Here is a 16,635-nt window from a genome sequence, read left to right on the forward strand (position 1 = left end):
CAAAAGGAGACAGGTGGCGAGAACAGTAACCCACCGACGAGTGGTGGGAACAGTAGTATTCCATCTACCGGTGGTACAGTCAATGGAAATAACGATGCGCATATCCTTGTTGTGAAAACGGAAGATCTTATTTCTACAGCCTCCAATGGAGTCGTGACGATCGCAGCCAAGGATAAAGAGAAAATTGTACTTCCTGCCAATGCAGCCGAACTGCTCGGACATCATCAATTAGTCATTCAAGCGGGTCCATTTACGTTGGAAGTACCCGCTGAATTACTTAAACAGTTGACGGATAAATTGTCCGCAGAAGATAAACGAAACAGTACGATAGAGTTAATCATGACTCACTTATCTGAATCCGATGCTGATAACCTTCTAGCGATAAGGCAGTCTTCCATGCATGCAATAATTAAGATTTCCGGTAATGTGATTAATTTTAGCTTATCGATTGTCGGAAAAGATGGTAAAGTGACAAGCTTGAACAGCTTCGATAAACCGATGACGATTCGATTCAAAACGGATCCTTCTTTAAATCCTAAACGGTCTGGCATTTACTATTTGGCTGACAACGGTACGTTGGAATATGTGCGAAGCACGTTTATTAACGGAGAATGGGTGGCCGATATTCACCATTTCAGTAAATATGCAATGCTCGAATTCAAGAAATTATTTACCGATGTTAAGTCCACTCACTGGGCGGCTGATGCGATCGAACAGCTAGCGGCGAAGCAATTTATTGAAGGTACTAGTGCGGCTATGTTCGAGCCAGAGCGTTCTATCACACGGGCCGAATTTACGGCGATGCTTGTCAAAGCGTTGAACCTGACATCGGAAGGCGAATCGAAATTTACGGATGTATCGAAGGGTGCCTGGTACGAGGGAGCTGTTTCCATGGCGGTCAAAGCAGGCATTATTAAAGGAATTAGCACAACGTCTTTCAATCCCGATGCTAGAATCAAACGCGAAGAAATGGTCACTATGATGATGCGGGCGTATGTTATCTTGAAAGACGTCAAGTTGAACGGAAAAACGGCTTCTTCCTTTACTGACGAATCCGCTGTGGCAGCCTGGGCGCTTGAATCAGTAAGAGCGGCAGCGGCCCTTCATTTCATTAACGGCCGGGAAGCAAATAAATTTGTTCCGAGCGGGATCACTTCCCGTGCTGAAGCAGCGGCTTTGCTCAATAGAGCTATACAGTAGCCGGGTAAACCCCCGATTTCTAAGTTGGGGGTTTACAAGTAATGATTTTACTTTGATGTGACGCGGAGAAGCGAAGGGGGCAACCGGATGAATGATATGGATATCAAGGAACTTCAGCAAGCAGATGCGCCGGAACTGAAAGAAGGCGTCCACGGTTACAGCAGTGAGACAAATTGGGTGAAGCCGGAAAATCCAGTTACGCTGGAAAGGTTGGAATGGTTCAAGGATCAGAAATTGGCCCTAATGATGCATTGGGGACCTTATTCGCAGATCGAGGTCGAGTCCTGGATTCTCAGCGACGAAGACGGTGATTGGGCACGTAAAGATGTCGACTGGACGAGCGACTACGAAGAGATGAAGCGCGAATATTTCGGACTCAACCGCACGTTCAATCCTATCCGCTTTCAACCGGAATTATGGGCGGAAATCGCTGACGAAGGCGGGTTTAAATATTTGATTTTTACGACAAAGCATCACGACGGATATTGCATGTGGGACACACATACGACGAATTACCGAATTACTGGTTCTGAAACGCCATTTCATGCACATCGCTATGCCGACGTCTGCAAGCATGTGTTTGACGCTTTCCGCAGCAAGGGGCTTGCGATCGCCGCATATTTCTCGAAGGCGGATTGGCAATCGCCGTATTACTGGGCACCAGGAATGGAACGGGGCAGCAATACGTGGAGAGGGCCCTCGTACTCCCCCGGGGAATATCCGTGGCTTTGGGAGCAATTTGTCGATTTCACCCATGAGCAAATCATGGAGCTGATGAGCCTTTACGGCCGGATCGATATCTTGTGGCTGGATGCGGGCTGGGTTAAAGATAGCGACCAGGTAAAGCAGGACATTCGGTTGGGCGAGGTCGTCGAGCGCGCCCGTCAAAAACAGCCGTGGCTGCTATCCGCGGATCGAACAGTCGGAGGGCCCTACGAAAATTATGTGACGCCGGAGCAAACGATTCCGGAGCGTCCGCTGAACGTGCCGTGGGAAAGCTGCATAACGATCGGCACACAGTGGGCTTTCAAATACGATGACCAGTATAAATCGGGGAGAGAGCTCGTTCGCATTCTGATGGAAGTCGTATCCAAAGGCGGGAATTTGGCGCTTAACGTAGGCCCTCAGCCCGACGGACGATTGCCGGCTGGGGCGGTTAAGAGTATCAAGGAGTTGGGCGCATGGATGAAGGTTTACGGTGAAGCGGTATACGGCACACGTGTGTGCGGGCCGTATTTTACCGGTTCCTGCGCGTTCACCTCGAAAGGAACTACCGTTTACTGTACGTACTTGTATGAAAGCGCAGATGAAGCCGTAGCCAAGATCGTTCATATTCCTTATCAGGAGCCTGTTTCAGGCATCAAGCTTGTCGGAAGCGACGCTTTGCTGAAGGTTGAGCATACGCCGGAAGGAATCTCGATCACGCTCCCGGATGGCGAATTGAACGGGCAGGCTCCGATCGCCCATGTCTTCCGTATGCAGAAGGGCGAGGATGCAAAGTGAACGATAAGATTCTTGCTTTAAGTCTATTATACGATGAGGTCTGCGGGCAATAATACGAGCGCGGCGGCAGATAAAAAAAGTAGCCGGATGACAAATATATGTTTGAACGCCAACCCGCGTAAATCGCGGGTTTTTTCCTTTGTCAGCGTATATTCTTGTCAGAAATCATTGTCAAGAATATGTACCGTTAGCCGATTCACGAAATAGGCTTATGCTAGGAAGAGGATACTGACCATGGACTGGAACCAGATTTAAGTTGGAAATTATTTTCACCTTTTTATTGCATCTCCCTCACCTTTTTGCTATATTTGTTATTAACAAATTGTTATTATCAAAAAGTTACTAACAATAGACTGAATGGTGAAGATTAGGAAGTTTAATGAAAGGGAGCGGATGAAAGTGAATAAAACATGGGGTGGCTGGAATCTGTTTGAAATCGTCTGGCTAGTTTTGTTTACCTCTATTGCTGTTGCGTTTACGGTTATTTCTAAAGATTCCTTATTCGGATTTACGGTCTTTATCACCGGGGTGATGTGTGTGGTGCTCGCGGCGAAAGGAAACCTGATGAGTTATGTTTTCGGAATGTACAATACTGTCGGTTACGCGTACTTGGCTTATATAAATGGTCTATTTGGAGAGGTCATGCTGAATTTGTTATTCTTTGTTCCTATGAATATCGTTGGCTTCTATATGTGGAAAAACAATCGCCAAGACGGCAAACTATCCATGCGACAGATGGATCTTAAGGGGCTCTTCCTTGTTGGAGCGGTCTGCGTAATAGGCTGCCTGTTACTGGGAATCGGCCTATCGTTCATCCCAGGGCAGAACTCGCCTTATATAGATGCTATTACAACGGTATTATCCATTGTGGCTACCTTTTTAATGGTCAGAAGATTTAAGGAACAATGGCTGGTCTATATTGTTTTGAATATGTTTACGGTGCTGTTGTGGGTAATTCGGATGATGGAAGGCAGTGGCGAGGGGTTGCTGATGATCATCATGTGGAGTGCGTATCTGGTTAACGCGGCTTACGGCTATTACAATTGGAATAAAGGGGTTAAGGAGGTGTCGGCATGAAGAGGCTTGGATTAACGCTGGGGAAGTTTGCCCCGTTGCATAAAGGACATCAATTCATGATCGAGACGGCGTTGCAAGAGGTAGAAGAATTGATTGTGGTAATCTACGAAACGACGGTGACTCCGATTCCGCTTCATATCCGGGCGAACTGGATCCGCAAGCTCTATCCAATGGTCCGGGTAATCGAAGCTTGGGACGGCCCAGACGGATATTCGAACGATCGGGAGCATGAGATTCGAGAGGAGAAGTATATTCTGGGGCTGCTGAAGGGCGAGCAAGTGACGCATTTTTATTCTAGTGAGTTTTACGGTGAGCATATGAGTGTCGCATTAGGCGCGGTGGATCGGCGGGTGGATGAAGCCCGTGAGCAGGTGCCGATTTCGGCCACGATGGTACGTGCCGACCCTTATAAATACCGCAGATTTATAAGTGATGTAGTGTATAGGGGGTTAATCACGAAAGTGGTTTTTGTGGGAGCGATGTCCACTGGCAAATCTACAATCACTGAAGCGCTGGCGCGGCGGTATCGCACAACCTTTGCGAGTGAATATGGGCGTGATTACTGGACCGAGCATCAAGAAGATCGTAGAATCAGCCTAGAAGCGTTCGATGAGATCGCTTTAGGCCATATCGAACGTGAGGAGCAGGCGCTGCTGGAAGCTAACCGATATCTCTTTGTCGATACCAATGCAATTACCACATATATGTTTGCCTTGGATTACCACGGCCGGGCTCTTGAGTGCTTATCCCGGATCGCATTAGAAAACACGCAGCGCTACGATCTATTTTTCTTGTGTGACGATGATATTCCTTATGAGGATACATGGGACCGTAGCGGGGACCAGAAGCGGCATATTTTTCATAAGCAAACCATTGCGGATTTGAAAGAGCGGCGGATTCCCTATATCGTGTTGCGAGGAAACCTAGAGGAACGAATGCACAAAGTAAGTGAGGTCTTGACAAAGTTTGAGCCCTACCAGAACTATTTCGGAGAGTTACACGGCTAGGATAAAGAACAAAGGAGGCAAGGACACATGAATTTGTTGGATCGCGATGGACTTACGGAACATCAATTTCTCGAGCAGTACCGTGCCGGGGATTTCGAGCGGCCTTCGGTGGCAGCGGACATGGTCATTTTCACCGTTACGAACACGGAGGCTGACAGCTACCGTAAGCTTCCGGAAAAAGAGCTGCGAATTCTGCTCATTCGTCGGGGAGGTCACCCGTTCTTGGGCAATTGGGCACTTCCAGGCGGCTTCGTCCGGCCGGACGAGACCACGGAGCAAGCGGCGGTGAGGGAGCTGCATGAAGAAACCGGCGTGGATGACGTATATTTAGAGCAGTTATACACCTTCAGCGATGTTGGAAGGGACCCTCGTACCTGGGTAATGAGCTGCAGCTACATGGCCTTAATCAACAGTGATCAGGTACAGCTGAAAGCAGGAGATGACGCTGACCTAGCTGCCTGGTTCAAGGTAACCTATCGGCTTCTGCGCGAGCGGAAAGAGATTATTGAGGATGGGTATGTGAAAACGAAGGAATACGAGCTCAAGCTAAGCAGTGATGATGAAGAGTTTACGGCAGTTGTGGGTCGGACGATGACATCAAAGTCGGCCTCTACGTCAACCGCATACGCCATTGTATCAAATGACGGATTGGCTTTTGATCATGCAAAGATTATAGCTTGCGCTATTGAGAGACTGCGGGGAAAAGTGAATTATACCGATCTTGCGCTAAACTTGATGCCGGATCTCTTCACTTTGACGGATCTGCAGCAGGTTTACGAGGTGATCTTGGACAAAGAGCTGCTGAAAGCCGCATTCCGGCGTAAAGTAGCGGATCTCGTAGCGGAGACGGATCATTATACTGAAAATGCGGGACACCGTCCTTCCCGATTGTATCGGAGAAATATGGAGGAATATCAATGATTTACAATATCGAGCAGTTAAGAAAAGCTTATATCGCGGGCAAAACGTTCAAGTTTGTGTTCTTCTGGGGCCATACACCGCCAAAGCACGACGGTGTCGACAAAAGCTGCTTCAGCCAATGGTGGATGAGTCCTTTCTTGGTAGAGGGGATGGAGTATTCCTGTGTCGAGCAGTTTATGATGGCCGAGAAAGCAAGACTGTTTGGAGATGACGAAATGTTGGACGCGATCCTTAAAGCAAAGCATCCCAAGGAGATGAAAGCTTACGGACGTGCAGTAAGAAACTTCGAAAATGACACTTGGGATAAAGAATGCTATAACATTGTCAAAAGAGGAAATATAGCCAAATTTTCGCAGAATCCGAAGCTTGGGGAATATCTCAAGTCAACGAAAAACCGTATTCTCGTCGAAGCTAGCCCACAGGATCGCATCTGGGGAATAGGTATGAGCCAGTCCAATCCGGATGCGGAGAATCCCGTGAAATGGAGGGGGAGGAACTTACTTGGATTCGTGCTGACCGAAGTGAGGGACGAATTGCTGCGAGATTAACTTCTACCGGAATTATTTTTGATAAAAGAATGAAAAGATAACGAGATCCCTTTGGATTTCGTTATCTTTTTTGTTCACTCTCTAAAAGTCTCTCCTTCATCACCCCAGGCGTACAGCCATAAGTATTTCGGAAGATTCGGATAAAATAATTCGTCTCCATTCCCAGTTGAACCGCAATATCCTGAACGAGAATATCAGCATTCTCTGTCATTAACTGTATCGCACGTTCTAGTCGCAGATTCTGTAAATATTTATGTGGAGTTACGGCATATTCCTGTACGAATAGACGCTGGAAATGCTGGACGGAATACCCTACAGCAGCAGCTAGATTGGAGATAAGGAGTGGCTCAGTATAATGTTCGTTAATAAGCTCAACCGCCTTAGCCAACGCACCATTACGCACAGACTCAAGTTCAAAACGACTGCCTGAGGTGTGTTTGGATTCAGAACGTCGTAACATCAGAAGTAATCGATATAGGGTTATAGATAGATCCTCCATCCCATGCTCGTCTTGGCGACTAGCCGTCTGAGTGTTCGCCGTATGCCAGATCTTTCCGATCTCCTCCCAACATTGTTCAAAACGAGCAGGGTGATAGGGGGAAAAAGGGAGAAGGCCAATCCCCTCCAGCAAGCCTTGTGATTGAATGCCTTCGATCCCGATGAAGCCGACATGCCACGGTTCATGTGAGGTTGGATAATATTCATGTCCTCGATCTGGAGGGAAGGCGAAGACCATTCCAGGTTCTAGTGTGATCTCAGTGCCGCTCTCCAGATCTCGAAAGAGTCCAGTTCCGGTACGAATCAGAAAGATTTGGTGCACAGGAAATCCAGCAGGACGTACATGATGAAATTGGATATGACGACCTACAGAATAGGGATATAAAGGAAGTGTCTCCGCGTCGCGCGGTAATTCTATCAGAGAAAAAGGAAGCAGGATGGTTCACCTCATATTCATTTTGTGCTATCACTTCGAGATTATATTCCTACTGCTGAAGAGGACTTTTCTTTTATTATAAATAGTATAAATGATGATTCGTGATTTAGATAGCTAAGGCGTCTAACCAATCATCAGAGAATAGTCCCATTCATAACATGGGCAGAATTGAGAGGATGATCTTACACAATGAGTAAAAAACATTCCCCGATTAGCAGCAAAGCTCCAGTGATGCTGCACGGTGCTGATTATAATCCTGAGCAATGGCTGAAGTACCCGGAAATTTTGCGTGAGGATATTCGTTTGATGAAGCTTGCGAACTGTAATGTGATGTCTGTTGGGATTTTCTCTTGGGTATCCCTAGAGCCTGAAGAAGGTGTTTTCACTTTCGATTGGCTGGATGGTGTATTGGATTCTTTTGCAGAGAATGGGATTTACGCATTTCTCGCAACACCTAGTGGAGCGCGGCCCGCTTGGATGTCTGAGAAGTACCCTGAAGTTCTAAGAGTGGAACGTAATCGTGTTCACAATTTACATGGCTTCCGTCATAATCACTGCTTCACCTCCCCTGTGTACCGGGAAAAGACTGCAATTTTAAATGCGAAGCTAGCAGAACGTTATAGCCAGCATCCTGCGGTTATCGGTTGGCATATTTCGAATGAGTTTGGTGGCGAATGCCACTGTGATCTTTGTCAAAATGCTTTTAGAGATTGGTTGAAGGACAAATACAATAACAGTCTGGATGAGGTGAATCATGCTTGGTGGGCTACGTTTTGGAGTCATACCTATACTTCATGGACACAAATTGAATCCCCGGCTCCACACGGAGAGACGCAAGTGCACGGCTTGAATCTCGACTGGCGTCGGTTTGTCAGCGAACGGACGATTGATTTCTGTCAGCATGAGATCAATACTGTTCGCCCGTACAATCCAGCGTTGCCAATTACAACGAATATGCATATGATCGATGGCATTGATTACCGCGAACTGGCTAAAATTCTGGATGTTGTCTCATGGGATGCTTATCCAGAATGGCATTATACTGAAGACGGTGACGATGCTAGACTGGCCGCATGGACGGCGATGCACTACGATTTAATGCGTTCTTTTAAAAAGAAACCGTTCCTCCTCATGGAAAGCACGCCATCACTTACGAACTGGCAATCGGTCAGTAAGCTGAAGCGTCCTGGCATGCACAAGCTGTCTTCGCTTCAAGCGGTAGCGCATGGTTCGGATTCTGTACAATATTTTCAATGGCGTAAAAGCCGGGGCTCTAGTGAGAAGTTTCACGGTGCAGTGGTTGACCATAGCGGCCACTCCGAGACTCGTGTGTTTAAAGACGTTACAGAGGTAGGAAAGATGCTGGCTGGAATGACAGAAGTAGTAGGTACATCAACTCCAGTAAAAACAGCAATTATTTTCGATTGGGACAACCGCTGGGCGATCAAGGATGCGCAAGGCATTCGTAATTCTGGATTGCGTTATGAGGAGACTGTACTACAGCATTATCGTGCACTTTGGGAGTTAGGCATTCCGGTTGATATGATCGGATCAGGGGATGATCTGTCCGATTATAAGCTGGTAATTGCACCTATGTTATATCTGATCAGTGAAGAGAATGGAAAGCGTATCGAGAAGTTTGTTGAACAGGGCGGAACATTCCTGGCAACCTATTGGTCTGGTGTCGTTAATGAAACGGATTTATGTCATTTGGGTGGATTCCCAGGACCGCTACGTAGAACGCTCGGCATTTGGGCGGAAGAGACCGAAGGGCTGCATAGCCGTGATTTGAATGGTGTTGTAATGCAGGCGAGCAATGCACTTAATCTAAGTGGAGATTATGATGCGCATGAAATTGCTGAGCTGATCCACTTGGAAGGTGCAGAAGCATTAGGCACTTATCGCAGCGATTTCTATGCTGGCCGTCCTGCGCTTACGGTAAACCGTTTCGGTGAAGGGAATGCCTATCATCTCGCTACTCGTGTGAAAGACGCCTCTTTCTACGTTGAATTGTATGCTGCAATCACTTCTAAAGCAGGAATTACTCGTGCGCTTGATAGTGAGCTACCAACTGGTGTGACAGCGCAGCTTCGGACGGATGGAGAGAGCGATTATATCTTCGTGCAAAACTTCAGCGGAAGTCCGCAAACGGTACAATTAAATGGAGAAGAATACACAGATATAACTTCAGACACTGCTGTTCCGGCTGTGTTGAATCTAGCGGTAAATGATCTCGCAATGTTGAAGCGTAAATCGTTAGTATAAAAAGAAGGCAGGACCTGAGGAATTCAGGTTCTGCCTTTTTAAAATTAATCTATAAATCGTCCCATCATAATCGTGTTATAGAATTTTCCGTCTGCAAGAATCTTATCATTCTTTAATATTCCCTCGATCTCAAAGCCAAGCTTCTGATAAAGGGTAATAGCTTTGTCGTTTGTTTCGAGGACATTTAAAGTGATTTTTTGGATACCGTTAGCGTCGGCCCAAGCAATAGATTCTGCTAAAAGATTTTTTCCAATTCCATAACCCCAATAATCCTGCAGCACACATACTCCGAACTCGACTTTATGAGCCGATCTTGCTAATGAATGACCTTCGCATCTAGAGAACCCAACGATTTGATCATTAACTACCGCGATTAGAAATAAGTTACGTAGTTTCTCTGAATCAGATTGAATTAGCTGCTGAAACCCTATTTCGTCTATAAAAGCCTCCCCTGGTTCTCTGTCTAGATTCTCAGTCTCCCCATCGATTTGTACTCTTAATTTGGACAATGTCATTGCATCCGTAGTGTTTGCAGATCTAATGGTGTATTGGGTTCCTTTCACGGCAAATGTTCGTTGATTAATAATCATTTGTCCTCCGTTACTACTGCTGATTTTAGAAATATTGCCTCGATACCCTCGATAATACGAGTATAATAACTCACTTCATGGGGTACAAAATGGGTTTTGTCTACATCCTGCTCAATGGTAATTCTATGTCCATGCGCATCGATTTGAAAACCGTTGACTTGTAGACTATGTATTTCTCCCTGCCAAAATCTGCGGAAATCAGAGAACTTAGCTTTGACAATGCCAGCGACCTCTTCTTTTTGTAGCTGAAAATCTTTTAGACGATAGGGATTGTTATAAACAAAGACATGCGCTCGTTCATTATCGATAAGGTTTTCTTTTCTCATACTGTAAGGAATTGTCCCTAGCGGGATCAGGTCTTCAAAAGATAGCTCTAGTCCCAGCTCTTCATGAACCTCGCGTGTTCCATCTTCTACAGTTTCGTTTGCTAGCAAATGTCCTGCGGCCGTGATGTCCAGTAGTCCCGCATAATCTTGTTTCTGTTCACTGCGAAGTTGTAAGTAGATATAGGGTGTTTCCTGATCTTTGCTTATAAACCAGCAGTGGAAAGTCTCATGCCAATGTCCTAACCGATGTACCTCTTCACGTGGAGCTGTACCTGCTCGGTTGCCTCCTTCATCAAAAATGGTAAGTATCTCATTATGCATAGAAAAGCTCCTTTATGATGATTTCCTCTTCCTAAAGCCTATCATAAAAACGTTCGAATTACCCTGAATGTTAGGAGGTTCTTATTGACAACAGCTAGAATGAAATGTATATTTTTGGATGTTAATCAAAGGAGGAGTTAAATGAATTTAGTAACCATGAAGCAGAAGGATTTGGACACATTAATTGATGAAAGACTAGGATGGGCCTGTATGGAGCCTACCTTTCAGCAGATTCGCGCAAAATCACCATCGATCAAATCCGAAGTGATCTCAAAGCTCACAGATGGACAGAAAGCACTTTGTATGTTCAGAGTAATGCATGATCACAGCCGTAATTCCGAAGGGGAGTATTATGCTTGGATTTCTTACATGCAAGACCAGCCGGGGTATTGGACAGGAGTGATGGGAGGTATACGATTTTTTGGCGACGAACCAATGCAACTTTTGCTTCAGGAAACAAAGGCATTTCTCGAAGAAAGAAACAATCGACTTGGAATACAGTGGGTTGATGCTACCCTCACGGATCTCGATCGTGACCCTGAGTTGTTGAGAGAGATGATTGGTTTGTTTGAACGGTTTAAGAACATAGCCGAAAATAGCCACCGATTGATTGGCGAGTATATTCGGGCACATCCGGGAGAATTTGTGGAGATAGAAGGCTAATAATTATGAAAAAAAGTAAATTATTTTTATTATTTCTTATAGTAATAAATCTGCTTCTTTACGGAGTTCCCTTATATCACAGTTATAATTCATTTCAAAATCTTGTACTGGATCGAATCGATGCTACTCAAATCACCTCCATTAGAGTTCTTAAGAGTTCTAATGAACAAGATATTAAAGTGGATGACCCGAAAGAAATTGAAAAGATCATACATGAGTTTTCTGACGTGAAATTAAAAAGAAGTGGTGCATCCGAACGACCTGCGGAGACCTATTGGATAAGAATATATGTAAATAAAGATCAGCGCTTTGGAATGACACTCTATGGCACAGATTACTTGTATTTCAGCGATCGATCTAGTAATAGTAAGTATCACTCTGGAAATTTTAAGATTACTAGTAAATTTGATGGGGAATCCATTATAAGCTTGTTTAAGTAAAAATAACCCGCTGCCACAGGCAGCGGGTTAAATATTTTAGGTTATTTATCTAGCCATCCATCCGCCGTCAACATTTAGAATGTGGCCGTTCAAGTAGTCTGAGGCCGCGGAAGCTAAGAATACAGCAGGACCTTTAAGATCATCAGGTGTTCCCCAACGTGCAGCAGGGATACGATCTAAGATGGCATCCGAACGACTTTGGTCGGCACGGATTGGAGCTGTATTTTCAGTAGCCATGTAGCCTGGTGCAATCGCGTTGATGTTTAGACCGGAGCCTGCCCATTCATTGGCGAAAGCTTTAGTAAGACCTGCAACCCCATGCTTACTCGCGGTGTAGCCAGGGACATTGATTCCGCCTTGATAGGAGAGCATAGAGGCGATGTTAATGATTTTGCCGGATCCTCTTTCCAGGAAGTGGCGGCCAGCGATCTGAGACAGAAGGAACACGGTGTTCAAGTTCAGGTTAATAACATCGAACCAGTCTTTTTCACTGTGGTCTTTTGCCGGAGTACGGCGGATCATTCCTGCACAGTTCACGAGAATGTCAACATGACCAGTCAGTTCAAGTGCTTGGTCAAATGTGTTTTGCAGGTTGCTATGATCACTTAAGTCAGATTCGATGCTAACCGCTTTTACGCCAAAAGCTTTTGCAGCGTTTACGGTTTCTTGACTTGTATTAAGTGATACGGCTGCTATATCCGCACCTGCTTCTGCGAAGGCAAGGGCAATGCCTTGTCCAAGACCTTGAGCTGCACCGGTTACGAGTGCTGTTTTACCTGCCAAGCTGAATAATGATGATGACATTATAAATTACGCCCCTTTGATTAAATGGATTTAATTCCGGTTATTACTCACATTCAATGGCAACGCCTGCACCGCGGAACTGTTCTGCCGTTTCGGGAGAGAGTCCTTTATCTGTTAAGATAACGTCAACTTCCTGCAGAGAAGCGAATGTACGCAGCGCAGTTTGGCCGAATTTATGATGATCCACAACCGCGAACACTTTACGGGCAGTAGACACAAGGGCTTGCTTAAACTCAATTAAATCTCCTGTATAAATAGAAAGTCCATGTTCGATATGAATAGCTGTCGAGGACAGAAATGCTTTTTGAATATTAAGTTGTTGCACATAGGAGACGGCTTCAGGGCCGGCCAACATATTGCGGACACGGTACCCCCCGGGAACGACGAGACGAATATGATCTTTGAGAACCAGTTCGCTGATGATGTATACATCATTGGTGACTACCGTTATAGGCATATTGTCCAGGCGTCGGGCAATTTCAAGCGTTGTGCTCCCGCCGTCAAGAGCTATAATATCGTCCTTTTCAATATGGGCAAGCGCGCGCAAGGCGATCTCCGTTTTTTCGTCGGAATACTTATCCAGTGGATCCTTAGAGGGCAAAATACCAAACTGGTCGCTTTGTGCCAGCACAGCTCCGCCATGTACACGTACAATCAGTCCTTGCTCCTCCAGCTTGCTCAAATCCTCACGAATTGTTTTTCCCGTAACCTGTAGCTTATCGCTCAGTTCATTCACCGTTACATCTTTTTGGTTCAGCATAACTTCCATTATCATCTCATGTCGTCGTATCGGGTTCATCCGCTTGCCTCAGCTTTCCGTAATTGATTAAAAGTATAAGAAAGTTTAAGTTTCACGCTAGACTCTTCCTTATAATTCCCGCCAAACGCTTATCGTCCTTAAAAGGACGCCGAAGGCGTTTTAGCTTGTCTCTATTGTAGTTCTTTCATGGATACGGGGTCCATATCATCATATCTTTTATTATCGCCAGCCATACTCCAGATAAAAGTATAGTTATGAGTACCAACACCACTGTGGATGGACCAGCTTGGGGAAATAACCGCTTGTTCGTTTTGCATTACGATATGGCGAGTTTCATTAGGCTCTCCCATCAAGTGGAACACAACGGAATCGTCCGGTAGATCAAAATAGAAATAAGCTTCCATCCGGCGTGGATGTGTATGTGCCGGCATCGTATTCCACATGCTACCTGGCTTCAGTTGAGTCATACCCATAACTAGCTGAGCGCTTTGTACGCCGTTTGTATGAATGAACCGGTGAATGGTACGCTCGTTGGAGTTCTCCAAACCGCCCATCGCACCGGATTCGGATTCAGCCAGAGTGGTTTTAGTAGTTGGATAGAACTGGTGAGCAGGTGCAGAATTCAAATAAAATTTAGCGGGCTTGGAAGCGTCTGCACTTTTGAAGATAACATCTTTAGAACCCTGACCAACATACAGACATTCTTTGAAATCTACTTCATATTCTGTACCATCGACAATAACCGCCCCTTTACCGCCAACATTGATGATCCCTAGCTCACGGCGCTCCAAGAAGTAAGTAACCCCAAGTTCTTTAAGGTCAGTTGTAAGTGCAACTTCTTCCTTAACAGGATTAGCACCGCCAACGATCATACGATCCTCATGGGTAAGTACTAGTTTCAGTTCATCGGGTGCAAAAATGACAGGAATATGGAATTCCTTGCGGAGGCGCTCAGTGTCAAACTGCTTAACTTCATTAGGATGGGATGCAAAACGTCTTTCCATGGATTATTCAATCTCCTTCAAAAGCATATTTTCGTTCGTATAGGTACAATTTACTCCATTTATGTTCATTATACAAGTGTTTATTTTTATATATTGGTTCATTGTAGTTTATTTATAAGTTTTAATAATTGCAAAATGAACGAAAAGTGTGCACAATAGATCTAAAATGCTTAGTTCTCATTTATAGGATTGTTATCATACTATTGAAAATTGAGATGTGGGAGGTTGAACTTGAATGCTGGAGTCGAATGGGATTCAGAGTACTTATCAGGACCGTCAACAAGAAATCATTATAAGTATAGCGCTGGAAGCGCAGAGACGGCCTCTGCTTGAGAGTGGACTCTGGTTCCACGATGATGTGCGAAATAACTTTTATTATGCCTCATATCTTTTTGCAGCTGCAGTAGATGATTCTTTGTCGTTGCCTTTTGACCGGGAAGAAGCAAAGCAGAAGGCACAGGATGTGCTGCTAGAGACATTAATGCTACAGAATCGTCAACCTGGCACGGAGCTATACGGGCACTGGCCGCTTGGATTGAATCCGGTTCCACGTGAGGCTTCACCGCATGAGTTACCTGTGGAAATTATGGGCAGCTTGCTGGTTTACTTTTGCAAAAGATATGGTGGAGCACTAAACGCTCAACTTCGCATTGTCCTGAATACAGCATTTGGACACATTTATCGGAGTGGTTTCTACCGTAAGCCGGTAATCACTTTTGGACATCATGAAGCGAAATATACAGCAGCAAAGCTGATTTTTGGCACTCTGTTTGCAGATGATGTGCTCGTTGAAGATGGTCGGCAAAGTTTGAAGGACACATTGACGTACATCCGCTCTAAGGGGATGCCAGAATACGGCAGTCTCCCGTGGTTCTGGCATTGGATACAAGCGTTTACCTGCGCTTTGGAGCTTGTCCCAACAGAGGATACGGATTTAATAACTACTCTTAAAGAGATGCTTGATCATCTTTGGATGGTAAGAGCTGAGTTTTATTTACGCGGAGCTTGGGTGGGTGCACATTCTAGAGGTTGGCCACATGATGTACCAGGAGATGCTAATGTGCTTCATGACTATATTCAATTCGGGGACTTCAAGCTTTCAGTGGCAATGCCACGTACGGAATACGCTGGACTCCTGTTCTATAAAGCACCAAATGAGGCTTTAACAGCTGCAATGAATCGCCAGACGCCTGTGGAAACCACTAAGATTACACAGAAGGTAGTCCCAGCAGATCCTAACGCTCAACCGTTGCTTCATTCTTATGCCTATATTACAGAGGATTATGCAGCAGGCGGGATGTGGGAGCGAGTAGAAGAATTCGACAATGAACAGCTCCGGTGGGCTTTTTCCTTGCCTGTAAGTGGAGAGGGTGGGGGGAACCAGCTGTATTTCTTCCACCCAGGTCAATACTACAATTCGGGAGATCCTCGCCATCAGAGTCGTTATATGGAGGTCCTTTATCACAAAAATGTAGTTATTTCTTTATTTCCCATTCCTCAGGGGGAAAAAAATACGATTATCGGTGTTCTTCCTCACGGGGAGTGGATGCAAGGCCTGAACGCCTTGTTCGGTCACGTTGGCGATGTCTATTTCGCAATATATCTATCTCATCTATATCATCTGCAAAAACATAAGGGATACATTGAGGTAACAGCTACAGGGATGCCGGGTGGGGTGATCGTTGAGGCGATCGGTGTTAAGGAGTCTGCAGAGCGTGGAATCATCGGACTGGATGCATTTGTAATAGCTATGGCCCATAATGAACCCCGATTTGAGACGGAAGACGGATTGGCAGCTCATTATACGACCAGTAATGGCGATAGATTGCATTTGAGTATGAAGAGCGAGTCAGAGCCACCGCGAGCTTTGCTGAATGGTGAGAAGATCTCTTTGGAGAACTATACGGTTTAATAAGAACTCAACATATTTGTGAGTAAAGTTTGGATAGAGTCGACCTTAAGGTCGGCTTTTTTTATGTAATAATCCGATATGAACAGTTATGATTCGATTTCACTTTAGAGTCCGTGTGCAAAAAGCCCGATGAACTTCTAATGCATTTACTGCAATAGAATCTAATTAGTGTGCATACTTTGCTATAGCTTTATTTGGAAATTTACTCCTAATAAAAACCAGCTTTCCTTTAAGGGCAAGGCTTTCGTGATCTTATTTGAAATTAATTACATTAATCTCTAATTTTATGAGAGACATTTATCACAATAAAGGTTAATATCTAAGTGAGACATATGTATGAATGCGCTTTCTTAAATCCGA

Annotated in this window: 16 protein-coding genes; 10 read left to right on the top strand and 6 right to left on the bottom strand. The window is 45.1% G+C overall.

Annotated elements, in window-relative coordinates; translation table 11 throughout:
* From CA600_RS22175 to CA600_RS22200, 6 genes are all read left to right on the top strand, one after another.
* A partial coding sequence (locus CA600_RS22175; protein ID WP_143812182.1) for an S-layer homology domain-containing protein occupies positions 1 to 1,200 on the top strand: 1,200 nt, incomplete at its 5' end.
* Between the two features lie 87 nt (positions 1,201 to 1,287).
* Positions 1,288 to 2,703 (top strand): alpha-L-fucosidase, encoded by a 1,416-nt coding sequence (locus tag CA600_RS22180; RefSeq protein WP_094872989.1) that lies wholly within the window; start codon positions 1,288 to 1,290, stop codon positions 2,701 to 2,703.
* Positions 2,704 to 3,102: 399 nt separating this feature from the next.
* Positions 3,103 to 3,780, top strand: coding sequence for a nicotinamide riboside transporter PnuC (gene pnuC, locus CA600_RS22185; RefSeq protein ID WP_256989966.1), 678 nt, complete (start codon positions 3,103 to 3,105; stop codon positions 3,778 to 3,780).
* A complete protein-coding gene (locus CA600_RS22190) occupies positions 3,777 to 4,787 on the top strand; it encodes an AAA family ATPase (RefSeq protein WP_094872992.1) in 1,011 nt (336 codons plus the stop codon). Before pnuC ends, CA600_RS22190 begins: the two co-directional genes overlap by 4 nt.
* Before the next feature lie 27 nt (positions 4,788 to 4,814).
* Positions 4,815 to 5,708, top strand: coding sequence for an NUDIX hydrolase (locus tag CA600_RS22195; RefSeq protein ID WP_094872993.1), 894 nt, complete (start codon positions 4,815 to 4,817; stop codon positions 5,706 to 5,708).
* The gene (locus CA600_RS22200; RefSeq protein WP_094872995.1) at positions 5,705 to 6,256 is read left to right on the top strand and encodes an NADAR family protein; all 552 of its coding nucleotides are present in this window, start codon (positions 5,705 to 5,707) and stop codon (positions 6,254 to 6,256) included. The genes CA600_RS22195 and CA600_RS22200 overlap by 4 nt, the downstream gene beginning before the upstream one ends.
* 61 nt (positions 6,257 to 6,317) lie before the next feature.
* On the opposite strand, the gene CA600_RS22205 is transcribed toward CA600_RS22200, so the two are convergent.
* Positions 6,318 to 7,193, bottom strand: a complete 876-nt coding sequence (locus tag CA600_RS22205) for an AraC family transcriptional regulator (protein ID WP_306440408.1) — start codon at positions 7,191 to 7,193, stop codon at positions 6,318 to 6,320.
* 186 nt (positions 7,194 to 7,379) lie between these two features.
* Here CA600_RS22205 and CA600_RS22210 point away from each other — a divergent pair, with 186 nt between their 5' ends.
* Positions 7,380 to 9,455, top strand: coding sequence for a beta-galactosidase (locus CA600_RS22210; protein ID WP_094872998.1), 2,076 nt, complete (start codon positions 7,380 to 7,382; stop codon positions 9,453 to 9,455).
* A gap of 44 nt (positions 9,456 to 9,499) precedes the next feature.
* Here the strand turns inward: CA600_RS22210 and CA600_RS22215 are convergent, their stop codons facing one another.
* Both CA600_RS22215 and CA600_RS22220 read right to left on the bottom strand, forming a co-directional pair.
* Complete coding sequence (locus CA600_RS22215) at positions 9,500 to 10,045, bottom strand: GNAT family N-acetyltransferase (protein ID WP_094872999.1); 546 nt, start codon at positions 10,043 to 10,045, stop codon at positions 9,500 to 9,502.
* Positions 10,042 to 10,692 (bottom strand): NUDIX hydrolase, encoded by a 651-nt coding sequence (locus CA600_RS22220; protein ID WP_094873001.1) that lies wholly within the window; start codon positions 10,690 to 10,692, stop codon positions 10,042 to 10,044. The genes CA600_RS22215 and CA600_RS22220 overlap by 4 nt, the downstream gene beginning before the upstream one ends.
* Before the next feature lie 141 nt (positions 10,693 to 10,833).
* On the opposite strand from CA600_RS22220, the gene CA600_RS22225 reads away from it, so the two are divergent.
* Both CA600_RS22225 and CA600_RS22230 read left to right on the top strand, forming a co-directional pair.
* Positions 10,834 to 11,355 (top strand): hypothetical protein, encoded by a 522-nt coding sequence (locus CA600_RS22225; protein WP_094873003.1) that lies wholly within the window; start codon positions 10,834 to 10,836, stop codon positions 11,353 to 11,355.
* Positions 11,356 to 11,360: 5 nt separating this feature from the next.
* On the top strand, positions 11,361 to 11,795 hold the full coding sequence (locus tag CA600_RS22230; protein ID WP_094873004.1) for a DUF5301 domain-containing protein: 435 nt from the start codon (positions 11,361 to 11,363) through the stop codon (positions 11,793 to 11,795).
* A gap of 45 nt (positions 11,796 to 11,840) precedes the next feature.
* On the opposite strand, the gene kduD is transcribed toward CA600_RS22230, so the two are convergent.
* The 3 genes from kduD to kduI all read right to left on the bottom strand — a co-directional run bounded on the left by kduD (position 11,841) and on the right by kduI (position 14,363).
* Positions 11,841 to 12,599 carry a 2-dehydro-3-deoxy-D-gluconate 5-dehydrogenase KduD gene (gene kduD, locus CA600_RS22235; protein ID WP_094873006.1) on the bottom strand — a complete coding sequence of 253 codons (759 nt, stop codon included), beginning with the start codon at positions 12,597 to 12,599 and terminating at the stop codon, positions 11,841 to 11,843.
* A gap of 43 nt (positions 12,600 to 12,642) precedes the next feature.
* Positions 12,643 to 13,398, bottom strand: a complete 756-nt coding sequence (locus CA600_RS22240; protein WP_094873008.1) for a DeoR/GlpR family DNA-binding transcription regulator — start codon at positions 13,396 to 13,398, stop codon at positions 12,643 to 12,645.
* Between the two features lie 131 nt (positions 13,399 to 13,529).
* Positions 13,530 to 14,363 carry a 5-dehydro-4-deoxy-D-glucuronate isomerase gene (kduI, locus tag CA600_RS22245; RefSeq protein ID WP_094873009.1) on the bottom strand — a complete coding sequence of 278 codons (834 nt, stop codon included), beginning with the start codon at positions 14,361 to 14,363 and terminating at the stop codon, positions 13,530 to 13,532.
* Positions 14,364 to 14,598: 235 nt separating this feature from the next.
* Here kduI and CA600_RS22250 point away from each other — a divergent pair, with 235 nt between their 5' ends.
* Positions 14,599 to 16,275: a hypothetical protein gene (locus tag CA600_RS22250; RefSeq protein WP_094873011.1), complete on the top strand. Its 1,677-nt coding sequence runs from the start codon at positions 14,599 to 14,601 to the stop codon at positions 16,273 to 16,275.
* The last annotated feature ends 360 nt before the right edge of the window (positions 16,276 to 16,635 follow it).

Origin of the sequence: Paenibacillus sp. VTT E-133280, assembly GCF_002264385.1 — a bacterium.
Classification (GTDB): Bacteria; Bacillota; Bacilli; order Paenibacillales; family Paenibacillaceae; genus Paenibacillus_AQ; species Paenibacillus_AQ nitricinens.